Source organism: Mesorhizobium sp. KR2-14, assembly GCF_040049255.1.
Taxonomy (GTDB): domain Bacteria; phylum Pseudomonadota; class Alphaproteobacteria; order Rhizobiales; family Rhizobiaceae; genus Pseudaminobacter.
Map to the genome: position 1 here is coordinate 308,245 of NZ_JBDZDR010000001.1, position 15,509 is coordinate 323,753.

Below are 15,509 nucleotides of genomic sequence, written 5' to 3' on the forward strand. Positions count from 1 at the left end.
GTCCCTGTGGCACAGTCCTTTGCCGTTGCTTTTTCTGCCAATGATATAGCATTGGGTATCCCAGTAAAAAGAATCGGTAATGCCTTGACCATTTCAGAAAATCTGCGCGGCTCATTGTTCATGGTGGTGTCGATGGCGGGCTTCACCATCAACGACGCGCTGGTCAAGTTCGCGGCCGAACAAATGAACCTCGGACAGGTGATGCTGGTGCGCGGCCTGTTTGCCACCACGCTGATCGTTCTGCTGGCGTGGCATCAGGGCGCCCTGCGCGCGCCGCAACTGGTCTTCCATCCCATGGTGGCCCTGCGTGCCATGGGCGAGTTGTGCGCCACCGTGTTCTACCTGCTGGCGCTGCAGCAGATGCCCATCGCCAATGTCTCGGCCGTGCTGCAGGCGCTGCCGCTGGCCGTGACGATGGGGGCGGCGCTGTTTCTGGGTGAGCGCGTCGGCTGGCGGCGCTGGATGGCGATTGCGGTCGGCTTTACCGGCGTCATGATCATCGTGCGCCCCGGCTTCGACGGCTTCAACGCTTTTGCGTTGCTCGCGCTGCTCAGCGTCGGCTTTTCGGCGCTGCGCGACCTGACCACCAGGCGCCTGCCAACGCACGTGCCGTCGCTGCTGGTTTCGGTGGCCACCGCCATCGTGGTGACGCTGTGCGGCGGGTTCCTCATCGTGCCGCTCGGCGGCTGGACGCCGATGACCGCGGGCCATGTCGGGCTTCTTGCAGCTGCCGCAGTGCTTCTGCTGTTCGGCTACCAGTTCATCATCATGTCGATGCGCACCGGCGACATCTCCTTCGTCGCGCCATTCCGCTACACCGCGCTGCTGTGGGCGATCATGCTCGGCTACCTGATGTTCGGCGATGTTCCCGACCTGGCCATGATCGTCGGCTCAATCATCATCGTCGGATCGGGGCTCTATACGCTCTACCGCGAACGGGCGAGCGCAACGGCCCCCGCCGCGCAAAGCACCAGCCCGGCAATGGCGCCCGACGGCCTGTGATCATGGCACGCCAGCATTTCAACCGCGCGACGGCGCCGAACATCATGACGCTGGTGACGGCGGCCGCGACAAGCGCGCTGTGCATGAACGTATTCCTGCCGTCGCTGCCGGGCATGGCGCGGCATTTCGAGGCCGATTACGCGGTGGTGCAACTGGTGGTGTCGCTCTACCTGGCCGCGACCGCCCTGCTCCAGGTCTTCATCGGCCCCGCATCCGACCGCTTCGGCCGCAGGCCGGTGATGCTCGTCTGCTTCGCGATCTTCATCGTCGGCACGGTTGCCGCCCTCTATGCGCCCACGATCGAGTTCCTGCTCGGCTGCCGGTTGCTGCAGGCATTTTCGGCCGCCGGCGTCGTGCTCTCGCGTGCCGTGGTGCGCGACACGGTGGAGGCCGCGCAGGCGGCGAGCAAGATCGGCTACATCACCATGGGCATGAGCCTGGCGCCGATGATCGGGCCGGTGATCGGCGGCTTCCTCGACGAACTCTATGGCTGGCATTCGACCTTCTTGCTGATGCTCGCAGTGGGGGTATTTGCCTTCGCCATCGTCTGGATGGACCTAGGCGAGACCAACCATGAGCGCTCGCCAAATCTGCTTGCCCAGTTCCGTGCCTATCCGGAACTGATCGGCTCGCAGCGCTTCTGGGGCTACACGCTCACAGCCGTCTTCACCTCGGGCGGTTTCTACGCCTTCCTGGGCGGCGGTCCCTACATCGCGTCGGAAATGCTGCACCTGACGGCATCGCAATACGGCTTCTATTTCGCCATCGTTTCGATCGGCTACATGTTCGGTAACTTCATGTCCGGCCGGTTTTCGAGCAAGCTCGGCATCAACCGCATGATGCTTTGCGGCAACGTCATCGCCATCGGCGGCATGGCCTTGTCGATCACGCTTTTCATGCTCGGCTACAACCATCCGCTGTCGCTGTTCGGACCGGTTCTGTTCATCGGCGTCGGCAACGGCGTCACGCTGCCCAGCGCCAACGCCGGCATTGTCAGCGTCAGCGCCCACCTTGCCGGCTCGGCCTCCGGGCTGGGCGGCGCGCTGACGATTGGCGGCGGGGCAGCGCTGGCGGTGCTGGCCGGCGCGCTGCTGACGCCCGAAACCGGCCCCTATCCGCTGCTGTGGCTGATGCTGTTGTCGTCGGTGGCCGCGGTACTGAGCACCTGGTACGTGATGCGCGCCACGTTGGACGCTGCCGAGGCATGGTGATCCCCTGCCGCGGGGTGGAAATTTTTGTCGCGAGCGGCTTGCGCTGCTGGACGGGGAACAAAAAACCGCCCATGCCTTGGCAATGACAAATGGCGGGCAGCCTCGCGCACGCCCGGAAACTACACAGGCGACGACAGGTGACACAGCGCGTATTCGGAATTACCGGCTGGAAGAATTCCGGCAAGACAACGCTCACCGAAAGGCTGGTGGCCACGCTGACCGCGCGCGGCTGGCGCGTCTCCACGGTCAAGCACGCGCACCACGCCTTCGACATCGACCAGGCAGGCACTGACAGTTTTCGTCACCGCCAGGCCGGCGCCGGCGAAGTGGCGATCGTTTCGGGCAAGCGCTGGGCGCTGATGCATGAACTGCACGGCGAGGAAGAGCCCAAGCTGGAAGCGATCCTGGCCCGGCTGTCGCCCTGCGACCTGGTGCTGGTGGAAGGCTACAAGCGCGAGAACCACCTCAAGATCGAGGCGCGCAGGCGCGAGGCCAAGAACGGCACTCCGCTTTCGGCCAGCGACCCGCACATCGTCGCCATTGCGGCAGATCACCCGATAGAAAGCGAGACGATTCCAGTCTTCGACATCGATGACGTGCCGGCCATCGCCGATTTCATCGAAAGGGCGGTCGGGCTGAGACGAAGCTGACCTAACGTCAGAACTTGCGCAGCCGGGCGCCCTGCCCGCAAACATCCGCCAAGATGTGGAAATGTTTGCATGAAGTCGTGCTTAGGCCGCGGTTTTGCAGTTGCTTTTTCGGCGCAAAGAGTGGGAGTATCCGCGCCAGTGGAGCGCCAGCCAGGCCTCCGACAACGCTGCATCAAGCAGCGGAAGTGAAAACAGAGAGGAACACTATGCGTATTGCAATGCGTATTGCCCTTGCGGCGTCGGCCATCGCGCTGGCGATGGGCGCTGCACAGGCGGAGGACAAGGTTCTCAAGATCGGGACCGAGGGCGCCTACCCGCCCTTCAACAACCTGACCGCCGACGGCAAGCTCGAAGGCTTCGATGTCGACATTGCCCAGGCTCTGTGCGACGAAATGAAGGTGACGTGCGAATTCGTAACCCAGGACTGGGACGGCATCATCCCCGCCCTTCAGGCCGGCAAGTTCGACGCCATCATTGCCTCGATGTCGATCACGCCGGAACGCCTGCAGAAGGTCGACTTCACCAACAAATACTACAACACGCCGCCGGCCATCGCCGCGCCCAAGGATAGCGACATCAAGGGCGTGACCAAGGAAGACCTGGCCGGCAAGACCATCGGCGTGCAGGGCTCGACCACGCACTTCAACTATTCGGAGCAGACCTACACCGACAGCACGGTGAAGCCTTATCCGACCGCGCAGGAATACCAGCTCGACATCGCCAATGGCCGCCTGGACGCGGTGAATGACGATATCGTGGCGATCCAGCAGTGGCTGGATTCCCCGGAAGGAGACTGCTGCAAGCTGGTGGGCACCATCACCCCGGTGGAAGAGATCCATGGCCGCGGCGCCGGCATCGCCATCCGCAAGGGCGAGGATGAGCTTCGCGAGAAGCTGAACGCCGCCATCGACGCGATCCGCGCCAACGGCAAGTACAAGGAAATCAATGACAAGTACTTCAAGTTCGACGTTTATGGCGGATAAACGCGCAACATCGTCGCTCTGACCACCGAACGGCGGGACCAAATCCCGCCGTTTGCAATGTTACGGGCCATCACAAGAAAACTCCCGAAAAAGAAGGCACATGCATGGAGAGCGCAATTTGGACGCTGCTCAGCTGGGGCCCCGAAGGCTGGAGCCGTAGCATTGCCTACGGCGTGTTCGTCACCGTATCGCTGGCATTGGCCACGCTGCCGCTGGGCCTGATCATCGGCTTCCTGGTGGCGGTGGCGAAGCAATCGGCGGAACCGTCGCTGCGGCTGGCCGGCAATATCTACACCACCATCTTCCGCGGCCTGCCCGAACTGCTGACGCTGTTTCTCGTGTTCTACGGCGCCCAATTCGGCATCCAGCAGGCGGTGCAGCTGTTCAGCCCCGGCACGAACGTCGAGATCAACAGCTTCGTCGCCGGCATGGTGGCGCTGGGCGTGGTGTTTTCATCCTACGCCAGCGAAGTGTTTCTCTCGGCCTTCCGTGCCATCCCCCTCGGCCAGTACGAGGGCGGCTATTCCATCGGCCTCTCCAAGGGCCAGACGATGCGCTTGGTCATCCTGCCGCAACTGGTCCGCATCGCACTTCCTGGCCTCGCCAACCTCTGGCTGATCCTGCTCAAGGACACTGCCCTGGTGTCGGTGATCGGCCTTTCGGACATCCTGCGCCAATCGCAGATCGCGGCGCGCGTGACGAAGGAGGCCTTCTTGTTCTTCAGCGTCGCGTGCCTGATCTACCTGGCGCTGGCCATCATCTCCTCCTTCGGCATCGGCGCCATCGAGCGTGCCGTCGGCAAGACGGAGGCGAAGCGATGAGCGCCACGGTTCAACCTTCCCAGATCGTCGACCGCCCGCCCCTGCCCGCACGCGGCTGGCCGCGCGAGCGCGTGGTGGGAACCGCACTCGTGGCGCTGTGGGGGCTGATGGGCATCGGGCTGGTGCTCTACCTGTTCAACGCATGGAACCCGGCGCTTTTCGAGAAATACGCGCCGCTCTATCTGCGTGGCGTCGGGGTGACCCTGACGCTGGTATCCGTTTCGATGGTGGTTGGCGCACTGCTTTCAGTGCCGATCGCTTATGCGCGCATGGCGAAGAACCGGCTGCTCAACGGGCTTGCCTATGGCTATGTCTATTTCTTCCGCGGCACGCCGCTGCTGGCGCAGACTTTCCTGATCTATTACGGCCTGGGCTCCTTCCGTCCGCAACTGGAAGCGGTAGGGCTGTGGACCTTCTTCCGCGAGGCCTGGTATTGCGGCGTGCTTGCCTTCTCGCTCAACACCGCCGCCTACCAGGCCGAGATCCTGCGCGGCGCGATAGAGAGCGTGTCGAAGGGCCAGTGGGAGGCAGCGGCCGCGCTTGGCCTGTCGAAGTTCCAGACCATGCGCAAGATCATCCTGCCCCAGGCGCTGATCGTGGCACTGCGCCCATATGGCAACGAGATCATCCTGATGATCAAGGGCTCGGCAATCATTGCCATCATCACCGTCTACGACCTGATGGGCGAGACGCGCAGGGCCTATTCGCGCACCTTCGACTTCCAGACCTATCTATGGGCGGCGCTGATCTATCTGTCGATGGTGGAAACGCTGCGCAACGGGGTGGACTGGGTCGAACGACGCATCACCCGCCACCTGAAGCGATAGCTTTTTCATTCCCTCACCGGCCGGCGCCAACACGCCGGCCGTGCGGCAGCCGGTGCTGCCCTTGCCCGATGCTTCGGCGCCTCTGGCTCACCTGCCCCGGACCTGTCATCGCTGCTGCTGGACCAGTCGCCACGCGTAGCTCTCCCTTGACGAATTCCGCCCATGCCATAGACCTTGCGCTGACAGCACTATGCAAAAAAAATCAGCGAGAGGATCGAGAATGGCATCGGTGGCGTTTCTGGGACTGGGCGTGATGGGCTATCCGATGGCCGCCCATCTGAAGAACAGGGGCGGCCACGACGTCACCGTCTATAACCGCACCGCAGCCAAGGCGCAGAAGTGGGTGGCCGAACATGGCGGCGCTCATGCACCGACGCCGCGTGCAGCCGCCGAAGGCAAGGACTTCGTGTTCTGCTGCGTGGGCAATGACGACGACCTGCGCAGCGTGACCATTGGACCGGACGGCGCCTTCCAGTCGATGAAGAAGGGCGCGATCTTCATCGACAACACGACGGCCTCGGCCGAGGTGGCGCGCGAACTGGCGGCAGCGGCGCAGGAGCGCGGCTTCTTCTTCCTCGACGCGCCGGTTTCCGGCGGTCAGGCAGGCGCCGAAAACGGTGTGCTGACCGTGATGGTCGGCGGCGAGCAGGAGGTGTTCGACAAGGCGCGTCCGGTGATCGATGCCTATGCGCGCATGGTGGGGCTGATGGGATCGGTGGGCGCGGGCCAGCTCACCAAGATGATCAACCAGATCTGCATTGCCGGGCTGGTGCAGGGCCTGGCCGAAGGCATCAACTTCGGCAAGCGCGCCGGGCTCGACATCGAGAAGGTGGTGGAGGTGATCTCCAAGGGCGCGGCCGGATCGTGGCAGATGGAAAATCGTCACAAGCCGATGCGCGACGGCAAGTACGACTTCGGCTTCGCAGTGGACTGGATGCGCAAGGACCTGAAAATCTGCCTCGAGGAGGCCGACCGCAACGGGGCGGCGCTGCCCGTCACCGCGCTGGTCGATCAGTTCTACAAGGAAGTGCAGGGCATGGGCGGCGGACGCTGGGACACGTGCTCGCTTATGGCGCGGCTCGACAGATAGCGTCAGCCCCCTGTCATGCATGCCGGTTTGAGAACGGGAGCATGACGATGAACAAGGTGACCTACCAGATCGTGGAACACGACGGTGGCTGGGCCTACAAGCTCGGCGACGTGTATTCCGAGACCTTCCGCACCCATGAGGAAGCGCTGAACGCCGCCAGGGCTGCGGCAGCCGAGCAGCGGCTGTCGGGCAAGACCGAAGGCATTTCCTACCAGGATTCGGAAGGCGAATGGCACGAGGAACTGGCGGTAGGAAGCGACCGCCCGGAGACCGAGGTGACCGACGCGCCGGCTTCCGAAACCGACGACAAGACGGACAGCTAAACGGCCGGAGGCCGCTTGAGCAGGTCAGCGAACCTGGTCAAGCAGCCGCTTGCATTCCAGCAGGTCGAACAGCGCTTCCTGCAGCAGCGCGCGGTTGTCTCGCGAGAGTTTGCCGCTGCCGGGTTGCACCGGCCCCTCGTCGTCTGCCTTGCCAAGGCCGAAGAAACGGCGGCTCGGCTTGGCGCGCGGCTCGCCTACCACCATCTCTTCATCCAGGCGCGGCTGCGCGGCCTGGGTCATCGGCGTGGCTTCGGTCTGCTTGCGCTGGGCGATGGCTTCCACCGCCGCGACATCGCCATTGCCGATCGCGACCAGGAACTGGTTGCCGTTTTCACGCAGCAGTTTCTGCACGCCCTTGATGGTATAGCCCTGGTCGTAGAGCATGTGGCGGATGCCCTTGATCAGCTCGACATCCTGGGGCCTGTAGTAGCGGCGGCCGCCACCGCGCTTCATCGGCTTGATCTGGGTGAAGCGCGTTTCCCAAAAACGCAGCACGTGCTGCGGCAGATCGAGGTCTTCGGCTACCTCGCTGATGGTGCGGAAGGCGTCGGGACTTTTTTCCATGGCGCAACCCTCGCTCGCAAGCAGCCCGATCGCACGGCCTTCGCGATGGGGCTTCGTCTCGAAGGCCGTGCCTCGCCGCTGCGGGACACGGGCCTATCTTGTTGTTCGGCCGCAATCTTTTCGTCGAAAACCGGTTTCCGTACCTGGATCGTGGTTGAAAACACGACCCGCGGCAGTACTGCCCGGCAACCGAGATCGCACAAAGCCGATTCGTACTTTATTTCAGCGATTTGTGCCGCAACATTCAAGCCCGGCCGAAATCGCCGGTGGCCTTATCAACCGCGCCGCAAGCGCGGGCCCGAAAGCGCCGAGCCGCAGGCCTACTTCTCGCCGGCCTTGCCCTTGCTCTGGTGCGCGCTGAGGATGCGGTCTTTCAGCACGTTCGAGGCCTTGAAGGTCATCACCCGCCGCGGAAGGATGGGCACTTCCTCGCCCGTCTTGGGATTGCGGCCGATGCGCTCGTTCTTGTCGCGAACGTGGAAGGTGGCGAAGGAAGAAAGTTTTACAGTCTCGCCGCGAACGATCGCTTCGCAGATCTCATCGAGAACGGCCTCGACCAACTGCGCGGATTCTGTGCGGGAAAGGCCGACCTTTCGGTACACGGCTTCTGCAAGATCGGCGCGCGTAAGTGTCTTTCCTGCCATGCGAGCGGCAACCATCCAAGAGACAACTGAAATTGCGATTAAGCGAGACGTTAGAAAATTGCCCCGACGAGGTCAAGGACCCAACATTGGGTCTTTCCAATTGATTTTGAATCGTTTTCGCCGCCGCGGGGCCGGCGCACGCCTCTGTTGGCCATGTGCGGCGGGCGCTTTCAACGCCCGCCCGGGCACGCTTACCAGCGCAGCAGCACCGCGCCCCAGGTGAAGCCGCCGCCCATCGCCTCGAGCAGAACGAGGTCGCCCTTCTTGATGCGGCCATCGGCCACCGCCACCGAAAGCGCCAGCGGCACGGACGCGGCCGAGGTGTTGCCATGCAGGTTGACCGTGACCACGGTCTTTTCCTCGGCGATGCCGAGCTTCCTGGCGGAGGCGTCGATGATGCGCTTGTTGGCCTGATGCGGCACGAACCAGTCGATGTCGTCGGCGCCGACGCCGGACTGGGCAAACACCGCCTCGATCACGTCGGTGATCATGCCCACCGCATGCTTGAAGACCTCGCGGCCTTCCATGCGCAGATGGCCGACCTGGCCGGTGGTGGAAGGGCCGCCATCGACATAGAGCTTGTCCTTGTGCGCGCCGTCGGAGCGCAGGCTGGCCGCCAGAATGCCGCGATCGGCAATGGCGCCCTGCCCTTCATCGGCTTCCAGCACCAGCGCGCCCGCGCCGTCGCCGAACAGCACACAGGTGGAGCGGTCGCTCCAGTCGAGGATGCGCGAGAAGGTTTCGGAGCCGATCACCAGCACGCGCCTGGCCATGCCCCCGCGAATGTAGAGATCGGCCGTGGTGATGGCATAGACGAAGCCCGAGCACACCGCCTGCATGTCGAAGGCGAAGCCGTGATGCATGCCGAGCCGGTTCTGGATCTCGACCGCGGTGGCGGGGAAAGTGTTGTTGGGCGTGGAGGTCGCAAGCACGATCAGGTCGATGTCGGCCGGGGTCAGCCCCGCATTGTCGAGCGCTGCGCGCGCCGCCGCTTCACCCAGCGAGGCGGTCGTCTCGTCGTCGGCCGCTATATGGCGCTGTCGGATGCCGGTGCGCTGCGCGATCCACTCGTCCGATGTCTCCACCACGCTTTCGAAGTCGGAATTCTTCATTATGCGGCGCGGCAGCGCGGACCCGATGCCCCGCACAATCGATCTGATCATTGAAAGTCCTATTCGTTACTGTCGTCCGCCGGTTCGGCGGGCCGGGCGGTCGATTGCGGGCGCCGCGCGTGAAAAAGGTCGAGGTCGGCCTCGATTCGGTCCAGCAGGCGATTCCTGACCATGTCATAGCCGAGTTCGATCGCCGCCGCGAAGGCTTCCGAGTCGGCGCCGCCATGGCTCTTGACGATTATGCCGTTCAGCCCGAGGAAGACGCCGCCATTGACCCTGCGCACGTCCATTTTCTCGCGCAGGCGCTGGAAGGCACCCTTGGCGAAGAGATAGCCGATTCGCGCCATCAGCGTGCGGCTCATCGCGGCGCGCAGATATTCGGCGATCTGGCGCGCCGTGCCCTCGGCGGTCTTGAGCGCGATATTGCCGGCGAAGCCTTCGGTCACCACCACGTCGACGGTGCCCTTGCCGATGTCGTTGCCCTCGACGAAGCCCTTGTAGTCCATGGCCAATTGGCCGGCGTCGCGCAGAAGGCGGCCGGCATCCTTGACCTCTTCCTGGCCCTTGATCTCTTCGACGCCGACATTGAGCAGGCCGACCGTCGGGCGCTCCATGCCGAACAGCGCGCGCGCCATGGCCGAGCCGAGGATAGCGAAATCGACGAGCTGGTGGGCGTCGGCCCCGATGGTGGCGCCCACGTCGAGCACCACGCTCTCGCCGCGCGTTGTCGGCCAGATGGCGGCAATGGCCGGCCGGTCGATGGTGGCCATGGTGCGCAGGCAGAATTTCGACATCGCCATCAGCGCGCCGGTGTTGCCGGCCGAGATGCAGGCATCGGCGCTGCCGTTCTTGACGGCATCGATCGCCTGCCACATCGAAGACTTGCCGCGCCCATGGCGCAGCGCCTGGCTGGGCTTGTCGTCCATGCCCACGGCGACATCGCAGTGGTGAAACTCGGTGATTTCGGCGAGCCTGGGATGTTTGTTGAGCTCGGGCCGCACGACGTCCTCGCGCCCGAAGACGACAAAACGCACATCGTTGCGGCGCGTGGCTACCGCCACGAGCGCGGGAATGATGACCGCAGGCCCGTGGTCGCCGCCCATGGCATCGATGGATATCCTGATCACGCGGTGTTCATCTCACATTGGTCGGAAAGGCAAGCTTGCTGAAAGCTTGGCGAAAATAGCGGTTTTAAGGCAGCGCACAACCGCCAATTCGCAACGATAGGTGAAGTCTTCAGCTTTTGTCGACGACGGCCCGCAGCTTTCGCTGCAATTCGCCTTCGACAGGCTCGTCCGTTTCGTCGGCGCTCGACGAGATCGCAGCGCCCTGCTTGCGCGGATAGGGATCGATGGCCAGACCGAAATATTCCTCCGCCAGCGCGCCGACGTCGATCGTGTCGCCGGCAAAGGTTTCCGGGCTGTCGGGGCCTTCGACATCGAGCATGATTTCACCGCCACCATCGAAGCCAAGGCGCCCAAGCTTGGAATCTTCCGGCAGGAAAAGTCCCTGGACCTCTTCCTCGATGTGGTTCTCGACCGGCTCGAGCGAGACCACGCAGGTCTGCACGATATCGGCCACGACAGTGCCGGCTACCCTGACGCCGTTGCGCTTCCACGCCGTGACCATGAGTTCCGCGCGTAGACTCTTTACCGCCTCGAGGCCGTGGGCCTCGGCGAGCGCTTCGCGCTGCTTCTCGTCTGCCTCGATGACCACGGGCAGCCCCTTCTGCGGCATGCGTGCGACATTGGCCACGAAGGAGATCGGGCTGGCCGGCGGTTGCTTGTGGTGTCTCATCGGGGCCTCCGTCCTGTTAGGCTGCATGGGCGGGCGGGAAGTGGATCGTTCCGGCCCGAATGGCGTCCGACGCCTGGGCGGCGAGCGCCTTGTGGGTATCGATGACGTGGGCGGCAAGCGCCTCGGCCTGCGGCCAGGGCAAGCTGTCGGGGCGCACATTGCGTTCGAGCGCGGCAGCCAAGGCGACCCTGTCTTCGCGCTCCAGCGCGTCGGAATAGGCGGCGGTGCGCCCATAATACATGCGCGCAAGCTTCTTCATGCGCTTCGGCACGCCCATGTCGCCTATCCCGAAATCGCGCAGCGATTGTTCGACATCGGCGAAGAAATCATCGATCAACGTCTGCGCGATGTCGCGCGAGGCGCCAGCCTCGTCGCGCAACCGGTGCTGGAACAGGAACATATGCAGCGCCAGCATCTCGAAGCGGCCCAAGGGCGTATCGGGCGCTTCCCATTCGGCATACAGCACCGGCTGCCGCGCCGCTGCCACGATTTCGGCATAGAGCGCGTCGGTAATTGCTCGGTTCTTGCGTTCGCGGCCAAACAGGCGCTGGAACATGGGGGGCAGCCTCCGTGGGGACCCGTTTCGGGGCGCGGCTGTGTTGCATCGGCGCGCAAGCTGGTTTACCCGTTTTGCGGCTCTGTGCAAGGTGCGGGCGCCTGACTGATCTGAAGGAGTTGTTGTTGGACTCGCTGAAATTCAAGACCACCCATTCGCCTGCCCTTCTTGGCGCGGCAACGATTGTTGCAGTCGCGATGCTTTCCGGATGCAACTCGTCCCAGACCTTCGCCGGGCTGACCCCGGGCGAAACGCTGACGCAGGGCTATGTCATTGACCAGCAGCAGATCGACCTGGTGCCGGTCGGCTCCAGCCGCGAGCAGGTTCTGCTTGCGCTTGGCAGCCCCTCGACGACCGCAACCTTCGACAACGAGGTGTTCTACTACATCTCGCAGACCCGCAAGCGGCCGGTAGCCTTCATGAAGCCGCATCTGGTGGACCAGCGGGTTCTGGCGGTCTATTTCGGCACTGACGGCCGCGTGACCCAGATCGCCAACTACGGCATGAAGGACGGCAAGGTGTTCGACTTCATCGCGCGCACGACGCCGACGAGCGGCAAGGACCAGAATTTCATCGGCCAGCTCATTTCCGGCCGCACCAAGCCCGCCCTTCCTATGGGCGGCCCGAGCTAGCAGCCCGCGACGGCTTTGACGGATACGAAAAAACCCGCGGATCGCTCCGCGGGTTTTTCTTTGTCGGCGAAGCCCTCGCTAGTGCGCCAGAACGGCGAGCAGAAGCAGCGCGACGATGTTGGTGATCTTGATTGCCGGGTTCACCGCCGGCCCCGCGGTGTCCTTGTAGGGATCGCCCACCGTGTCACCGGTGACAGAAGCCTTGTGGGCCTCCGAGCCCTTGAGGTGCCGGACTCCGCCTTTGTCGGTGAAGCCGTCCTCGAAGGATTTCTTCGCATTGTCCCAAGCGCCGCCACCCGAAGTCATGGAGATGGCGACGAACAGGCCGTTGACGATGACGCCTAGCAGCGAGGCGCCCAGCGCAGCAAAGGCCGATGCCTTGGAGCCGGAGATGAGCAGCACGCCGAAATAGACGACTATCGGCGCCAGCACCGGCAGCAGCGACGGCACGATCATCTCCTTGATCGCCGCGCGGGTCAGTATGTCGACCGCGCGGGCATAGTCCGGCCGTTGCGTGCCGGCCATGATGCCCGGATTTTCCCTGAACTGCCTGCGCACTTCCTCCACGATCGAGCTGGCAGCGCGGCCAACCGCCGTCATGGCCATGCCGCCGAATAGATAGGGAATGAGGCCGCCGAAGATCAGGCCGGCGACGACATAGGGATTGGACAGGTCGAAGGAGACCTCGCCCATGCCCTGGAAGTAGGGGAACTTGTCGCCATTGGCCGCGAAGTAGCGCAGGTCGTTGGAATAGGCGGCAAACAGCACCAGCGCGCCGAGGCCAGCCGAGCCGATGGCGTAGCCCTTGGTGACTGCCTTGGTGGTGTTGCCCACCGCATCGAGCGCGTCGGTGGACTGGCGCACCTCCTTCGGCAGACCGGCCATCTCGGCGATGCCGCCGGCATTGTCGGTCACCGGCCCGAAGGCGTCGAGCGCCACGATCATGCCGGCAAGGCCGAGCATGGTCGTCACAGCAATGGCAATCCCGTACAGACCCGCGAGCTGGAACGTGGTGATAATGCCACCCACGATGACGATCGCCGGCAAGGCGGTCGATTCCAGCGATACCGCGAGGCCCTGGATGACATTGGTTCCATGGCCCGTGATGGACGCCTGGGCGATGGAGGTGACCGGCCGCTTGCCGGTGCCGGTATAGTACTCGGTGATGACGACGATGAGGCCGGTGACAATCAGCCCGATCACCCCGCAGATGAACAGGCGACTGCCCATAACGACAGCGCCGCCCACCGTGCCGATTTCGCCCCAGCCGATGGTGAGAGATGTGGCCACCGCCAGTCCGAGGATGGACAGAAGGCCGGTGACGATGATGCCCTTGTAGAGCGCGCCCATGATGGAGTTGTTGGCGCCCAGCCGGACGAAGAACGTGCCGATGATCGAGGTGACGATGCAGGCGGCGCAGATCATCAGCGGGTAGAGCATCACGCTGTCGAGCACGGCGGTGCCACCGAAGAAGATCGCGCCCAGCACCATGGTTGCGACGACGGTGACCGCATAGGTCTCGAAAAGGTCGGCCGCCATGCCGGCACAGTCGCCGACATTGTCGCCGACATTGTCGGCGATGGTGGCCGGATTGCGTGGATCATCCTCCGGAATGCCGGCTTCGATCTTGCCCACCATGTCGCCGCCCACGTCGGCGCCCTTGGTGAAGATGCCGCCACCCAGACGGGCGAAAATGGAGATAAGCGAAGCGCCGAAGCCCAGCGCCACCAGCGAGTCGATGACGGCGCGGCTGTCGGGCGCAAGGCCCATCGGCCCGGTGAGGACCAGATAGTAGACGGAGACGCCGAGCAGCGCGAGGCCGGCCACCAGCATGCCGGTGATTGCGCCGGACTTGAAGGCGATGTCGAGCCCCGCCGCGAGGCTGTTGGAAGCGGCCTGCGCCGTGCGCACATTGGCGCGAACCGACACATGCATGCCGATGAAGCCAGCCGCGCCCGAAAGCACCGCACCGATCAGGAAGCCGATCGCCGCCATAGCGGAAAGCAGCCACCAGGCCAGAAGGAAAACAACCACGCCCACCACGGCAATGGTTGTGTACTGACGCGCAAGATATGCCTGTGCCCCCTCCCGGATGGCAGCAGAAATTTCCTGCATGCGTGCGCTGCCCTGGTCAGATGCAAGTACCGACCGTGTCGCCCAGATGGCGTAGAGGACAGATAGCAAGCCGCAGGCAATGACGACGTAAAGCAAAGTCATATGCCGATCTTCCCTGATTGTGGGCCCGGCAGAACCCTCTCCCCGGGCCGCGCGATGGAGATCGGCGGCTATTTGCCGCACGATCTGCTGCAAGTTGTGCGAAACGGGTTACCGAACGTCAAGCTTTGTTCGGAGTTTGGTTCGGGAATCGCCGCTTTCGCCCTGTTCCGGCGCGGCAAATGCCCTTGGCGGCCGCGATGCGCGCCCGCCGTGAGCGAATCACTCGCGGCCGCGTCAGGCCGGCTCGGCGTCAGGCTGGTTGACGAAGATCAGCACCGCAAGAATGGTGATGTAGAACTTGAAAGCCGCGTCCTGGCCGTTCCAGGTGCGCGACTGCCACATGGCGAACCATTCGCCGCCAATAACCATGAATCCGAAATACCAGACCAGGAAGCCCATGGTGGCGGCGATGACCACGAACCGCTTGGCCCGGTTGAAGGCCACCGCCGGCATCGCCCGCGCCTGCCACAGCTTCCAGGCGGCGGTCAGAAACAGGACGCAGGTAAGCCCCTCGCCGAAGATGATCAGCCAATAGCCGGCCGTCCACAATGCCGGGTTGGTGATCGAACGATACATCAGCGCATTGCCGGGGAAAGTGGTGTCCATGCTCAGCACGTGCTGAACGAAGGCGTAATTCGAGCCGTAATCGGTTATGTTGCCGAAGGTGACGAGAAAAGCGAATACGCCCAGACAAAAACACATGATTATTTTGGAATAGCGGATAGTCATGTCGAAAGCTCCTGAGAACGGGTCCTTGAAAAACCCGCCCCATAAGGCCCTGAGTCCCGAGGGGGACGCAATCTCGGCGGATGTGGTCATTGCCTTGACCATCACGGCCAAAAGTTACGCGGCGAGACTAGACATTCTGGACAAGGTTCTTGCCGTCGTCCTGCCCGCCGACTGCCAAGTCGGCGACGTGGTTACGCTGCATGCGGGCGGCGCAGACCATGATTTTGCCCTGCTGCGCCGCCGATGGATTGCGGGCGAAGACGGCACGCGGCTGGAAGTGACGCTGGACTTTCCGGCGCAGGGCGGGCGGGGTTGAAAGCCGAAATAGACCCCGACCGCGTTTGAGGCTTA

Annotated in this window: 18 protein-coding genes; 10 read left to right on the forward strand and 8 right to left on the reverse strand. The window is 63.6% G+C overall.

Features of this window, described 5'->3' with window-relative positions:
• The first annotated feature begins 84 nt into the window (after positions 1-84).
• From ABLE86_RS01430 to ABLE86_RS01465, 8 genes are all read left to right on the forward strand, one after another.
• Complete coding sequence (locus ABLE86_RS01430; protein ID WP_348777129.1) at positions 85-1,002, forward strand: DMT family transporter; 918 nt, start codon at positions 85-87, stop codon at positions 1,000-1,002.
• 2 nt (positions 1,003-1,004) lie between these two features.
• Positions 1,005-2,213: a multidrug effflux MFS transporter gene (locus tag ABLE86_RS01435; protein WP_348777130.1), complete on the forward strand. Its 1,209-nt coding sequence runs from the start codon at positions 1,005-1,007 to the stop codon at positions 2,211-2,213.
• A gap of 137 nt (positions 2,214-2,350) precedes the next feature.
• On the forward strand, positions 2,351-2,863 hold the full coding sequence (mobB, locus tag ABLE86_RS01440; RefSeq protein WP_348777131.1) for a molybdopterin-guanine dinucleotide biosynthesis protein B: 513 nt from the start codon (positions 2,351-2,353) through the stop codon (positions 2,861-2,863).
• Between the two features lie 206 nt (positions 2,864-3,069).
• Positions 3,070-3,846: an ABC transporter substrate-binding protein gene (locus ABLE86_RS01445; protein WP_348777132.1), complete on the forward strand. Its 777-nt coding sequence runs from the start codon at positions 3,070-3,072 to the stop codon at positions 3,844-3,846.
• Between the two features lie 104 nt (positions 3,847-3,950).
• Positions 3,951-4,667, forward strand: a complete 717-nt coding sequence (locus tag ABLE86_RS01450; RefSeq protein ID WP_348777133.1) for an ABC transporter permease — start codon at positions 3,951-3,953, stop codon at positions 4,665-4,667.
• Positions 4,664-5,494 carry an ABC transporter permease gene (locus tag ABLE86_RS01455; RefSeq protein WP_348777134.1) on the forward strand — a complete coding sequence of 277 codons (831 nt, stop codon included), beginning with the start codon at positions 4,664-4,666 and terminating at the stop codon, positions 5,492-5,494. The genes ABLE86_RS01450 and ABLE86_RS01455 overlap by 4 nt, the downstream gene beginning before the upstream one ends.
• Before the next feature lie 190 nt (positions 5,495-5,684).
• Positions 5,685-6,584, forward strand: a complete 900-nt coding sequence (locus tag ABLE86_RS01460; protein ID WP_348777135.1) for an NAD(P)-dependent oxidoreductase — start codon at positions 5,685-5,687, stop codon at positions 6,582-6,584.
• Positions 6,585-6,631: 47 nt separating this feature from the next.
• Positions 6,632-6,907, forward strand: coding sequence for a DUF2188 domain-containing protein (locus ABLE86_RS01465; RefSeq protein WP_348777136.1), 276 nt, complete (start codon positions 6,632-6,634; stop codon positions 6,905-6,907).
• Between the two features lie 24 nt (positions 6,908-6,931).
• Here the strand turns inward: ABLE86_RS01465 and ABLE86_RS01470 are convergent, their stop codons facing one another.
• The 6 genes from ABLE86_RS01470 to ABLE86_RS01495 form a co-directional block, all read right to left on the reverse strand.
• Entirely contained in the window at positions 6,932-7,471 is a 540-nt protein-coding gene (locus tag ABLE86_RS01470; protein ID WP_348777137.1) for a MerR family transcriptional regulator, read from the reverse strand.
• Positions 7,472-7,791: 320 nt separating this feature from the next.
• Complete coding sequence (locus ABLE86_RS01475; protein WP_348777138.1) at positions 7,792-8,115, reverse strand: integration host factor subunit alpha; 324 nt, start codon at positions 8,113-8,115, stop codon at positions 7,792-7,794.
• 191 nt (positions 8,116-8,306) lie between these two features.
• Entirely contained in the window at positions 8,307-9,278 is a 972-nt protein-coding gene (locus ABLE86_RS01480; RefSeq protein ID WP_348777139.1) for a beta-ketoacyl-ACP synthase III, read from the reverse strand.
• 8 nt (positions 9,279-9,286) lie between these two features.
• The gene (gene plsX, locus ABLE86_RS01485) at positions 9,287-10,354 is read right to left on the reverse strand and encodes a phosphate acyltransferase PlsX (RefSeq protein ID WP_348777140.1); all 1,068 of its coding nucleotides are present in this window, start codon (positions 10,352-10,354) and stop codon (positions 9,287-9,289) included.
• A 109-nt stretch (positions 10,355-10,463) separates the two neighbouring features.
• On the reverse strand, positions 10,464-11,024 hold the full coding sequence (locus tag ABLE86_RS01490; RefSeq protein ID WP_348777141.1) for a DUF177 domain-containing protein: 561 nt from the start codon (positions 11,022-11,024) through the stop codon (positions 10,464-10,466).
• 16 nt (positions 11,025-11,040) lie between these two features.
• Positions 11,041-11,580 carry a ubiquinol-cytochrome C chaperone family protein gene (locus tag ABLE86_RS01495; protein ID WP_348777142.1) on the reverse strand — a complete coding sequence of 180 codons (540 nt, stop codon included), beginning with the start codon at positions 11,578-11,580 and terminating at the stop codon, positions 11,041-11,043.
• A 125-nt stretch (positions 11,581-11,705) separates the two neighbouring features.
• Here ABLE86_RS01495 and ABLE86_RS01500 point away from each other — a divergent pair, with 125 nt between their 5' ends.
• Complete coding sequence (locus tag ABLE86_RS01500) at positions 11,706-12,212, forward strand: outer membrane protein assembly factor BamE (protein WP_348777143.1); 507 nt, start codon at positions 11,706-11,708, stop codon at positions 12,210-12,212.
• Positions 12,213-12,290: 78 nt separating this feature from the next.
• Here the strand turns inward: ABLE86_RS01500 and ABLE86_RS01505 are convergent, their stop codons facing one another.
• Both ABLE86_RS01505 and ABLE86_RS01510 read right to left on the reverse strand, forming a co-directional pair.
• Positions 12,291-14,429 carry a sodium-translocating pyrophosphatase gene (locus ABLE86_RS01505; protein WP_348777144.1) on the reverse strand — a complete coding sequence of 713 codons (2,139 nt, stop codon included), beginning with the start codon at positions 14,427-14,429 and terminating at the stop codon, positions 12,291-12,293.
• Positions 14,430-14,663: 234 nt separating this feature from the next.
• Complete coding sequence (locus ABLE86_RS01510) at positions 14,664-15,158, reverse strand: DUF2165 domain-containing protein (RefSeq protein WP_348777145.1); 495 nt, start codon at positions 15,156-15,158, stop codon at positions 14,664-14,666.
• Here ABLE86_RS01510 and ABLE86_RS01515 point away from each other — a divergent pair.
• Positions 15,157-15,474 (forward strand): hypothetical protein, encoded by a 318-nt coding sequence (locus ABLE86_RS01515; RefSeq protein WP_348777146.1) that lies wholly within the window; start codon positions 15,157-15,159, stop codon positions 15,472-15,474. The two genes, ABLE86_RS01510 and ABLE86_RS01515, sit on opposite strands and share 2 nt — an antisense overlap.
• The last annotated feature ends 35 nt before the right edge of the window (positions 15,475-15,509 follow it).

Excerpts from the sequence above, each read along its gene's own strand:
- ABLE86_RS01435 (WP_348777130.1), top strand. The coding sequence starts at position 1,005 with ATGGCACGCCAGCATTTCAACCGCGCGACGGCGCCGAACATCATGACG.
- ABLE86_RS01445 (WP_348777132.1), top strand. The coding sequence starts at position 3,070 with ATGCGTATTGCAATGCGTATTGCCCTTGCGGCGTCGGCCATCGCGCTG.
- ABLE86_RS01450 (WP_348777133.1), top strand. The coding sequence starts at position 3,951 with ATGGAGAGCGCAATTTGGACGCTGCTCAGCTGGGGCCCCGAAGGCTGG.
- ABLE86_RS01455 (WP_348777134.1), top strand. The coding sequence starts at position 4,664 with ATGAGCGCCACGGTTCAACCTTCCCAGATCGTCGACCGCCCGCCCCTG.
- ABLE86_RS01460 (WP_348777135.1), top strand. The coding sequence starts at position 5,685 with ATGCAAAAAAAATCAGCGAGAGGATCGAGAATGGCATCGGTGGCGTTT.
- ABLE86_RS01465 (WP_348777136.1), top strand. The coding sequence starts at position 6,632 with ATGAACAAGGTGACCTACCAGATCGTGGAACACGACGGTGGCTGGGCC.
- ABLE86_RS01470 (WP_348777137.1), bottom strand. The coding sequence starts at position 7,471 with ATGGAAAAAAGTCCCGACGCCTTCCGCACCATCAGCGAGGTAGCCGAA.
- ABLE86_RS01475 (WP_348777138.1), bottom strand. The coding sequence starts at position 8,115 with ATGGCAGGAAAGACACTTACGCGCGCCGATCTTGCAGAAGCCGTGTAC.
- ABLE86_RS01480 (WP_348777139.1), bottom strand. The coding sequence starts at position 9,278 with ATGATCAGATCGATTGTGCGGGGCATCGGGTCCGCGCTGCCGCGCCGC.
- ABLE86_RS01490 (WP_348777141.1), bottom strand. The coding sequence starts at position 11,024 with ATGAGACACCACAAGCAACCGCCGGCCAGCCCGATCTCCTTCGTGGCC.
- ABLE86_RS01495 (WP_348777142.1), bottom strand. The coding sequence starts at position 11,580 with ATGTTCCAGCGCCTGTTTGGCCGCGAACGCAAGAACCGAGCAATTACC.
- ABLE86_RS01505 (WP_348777144.1), bottom strand. The coding sequence starts at position 14,429 with ATGACTTTGCTTTACGTCGTCATTGCCTGCGGCTTGCTATCTGTCCTC.
- ABLE86_RS01515 (WP_348777146.1), top strand. The coding sequence starts at position 15,157 with ATGTCGAAAGCTCCTGAGAACGGGTCCTTGAAAAACCCGCCCCATAAG.
- ABLE86_RS01510 (WP_348777145.1), bottom strand. The coding sequence starts at position 15,158 with ATGACTATCCGCTATTCCAAAATAATCATGTGTTTTTGTCTGGGCGTA.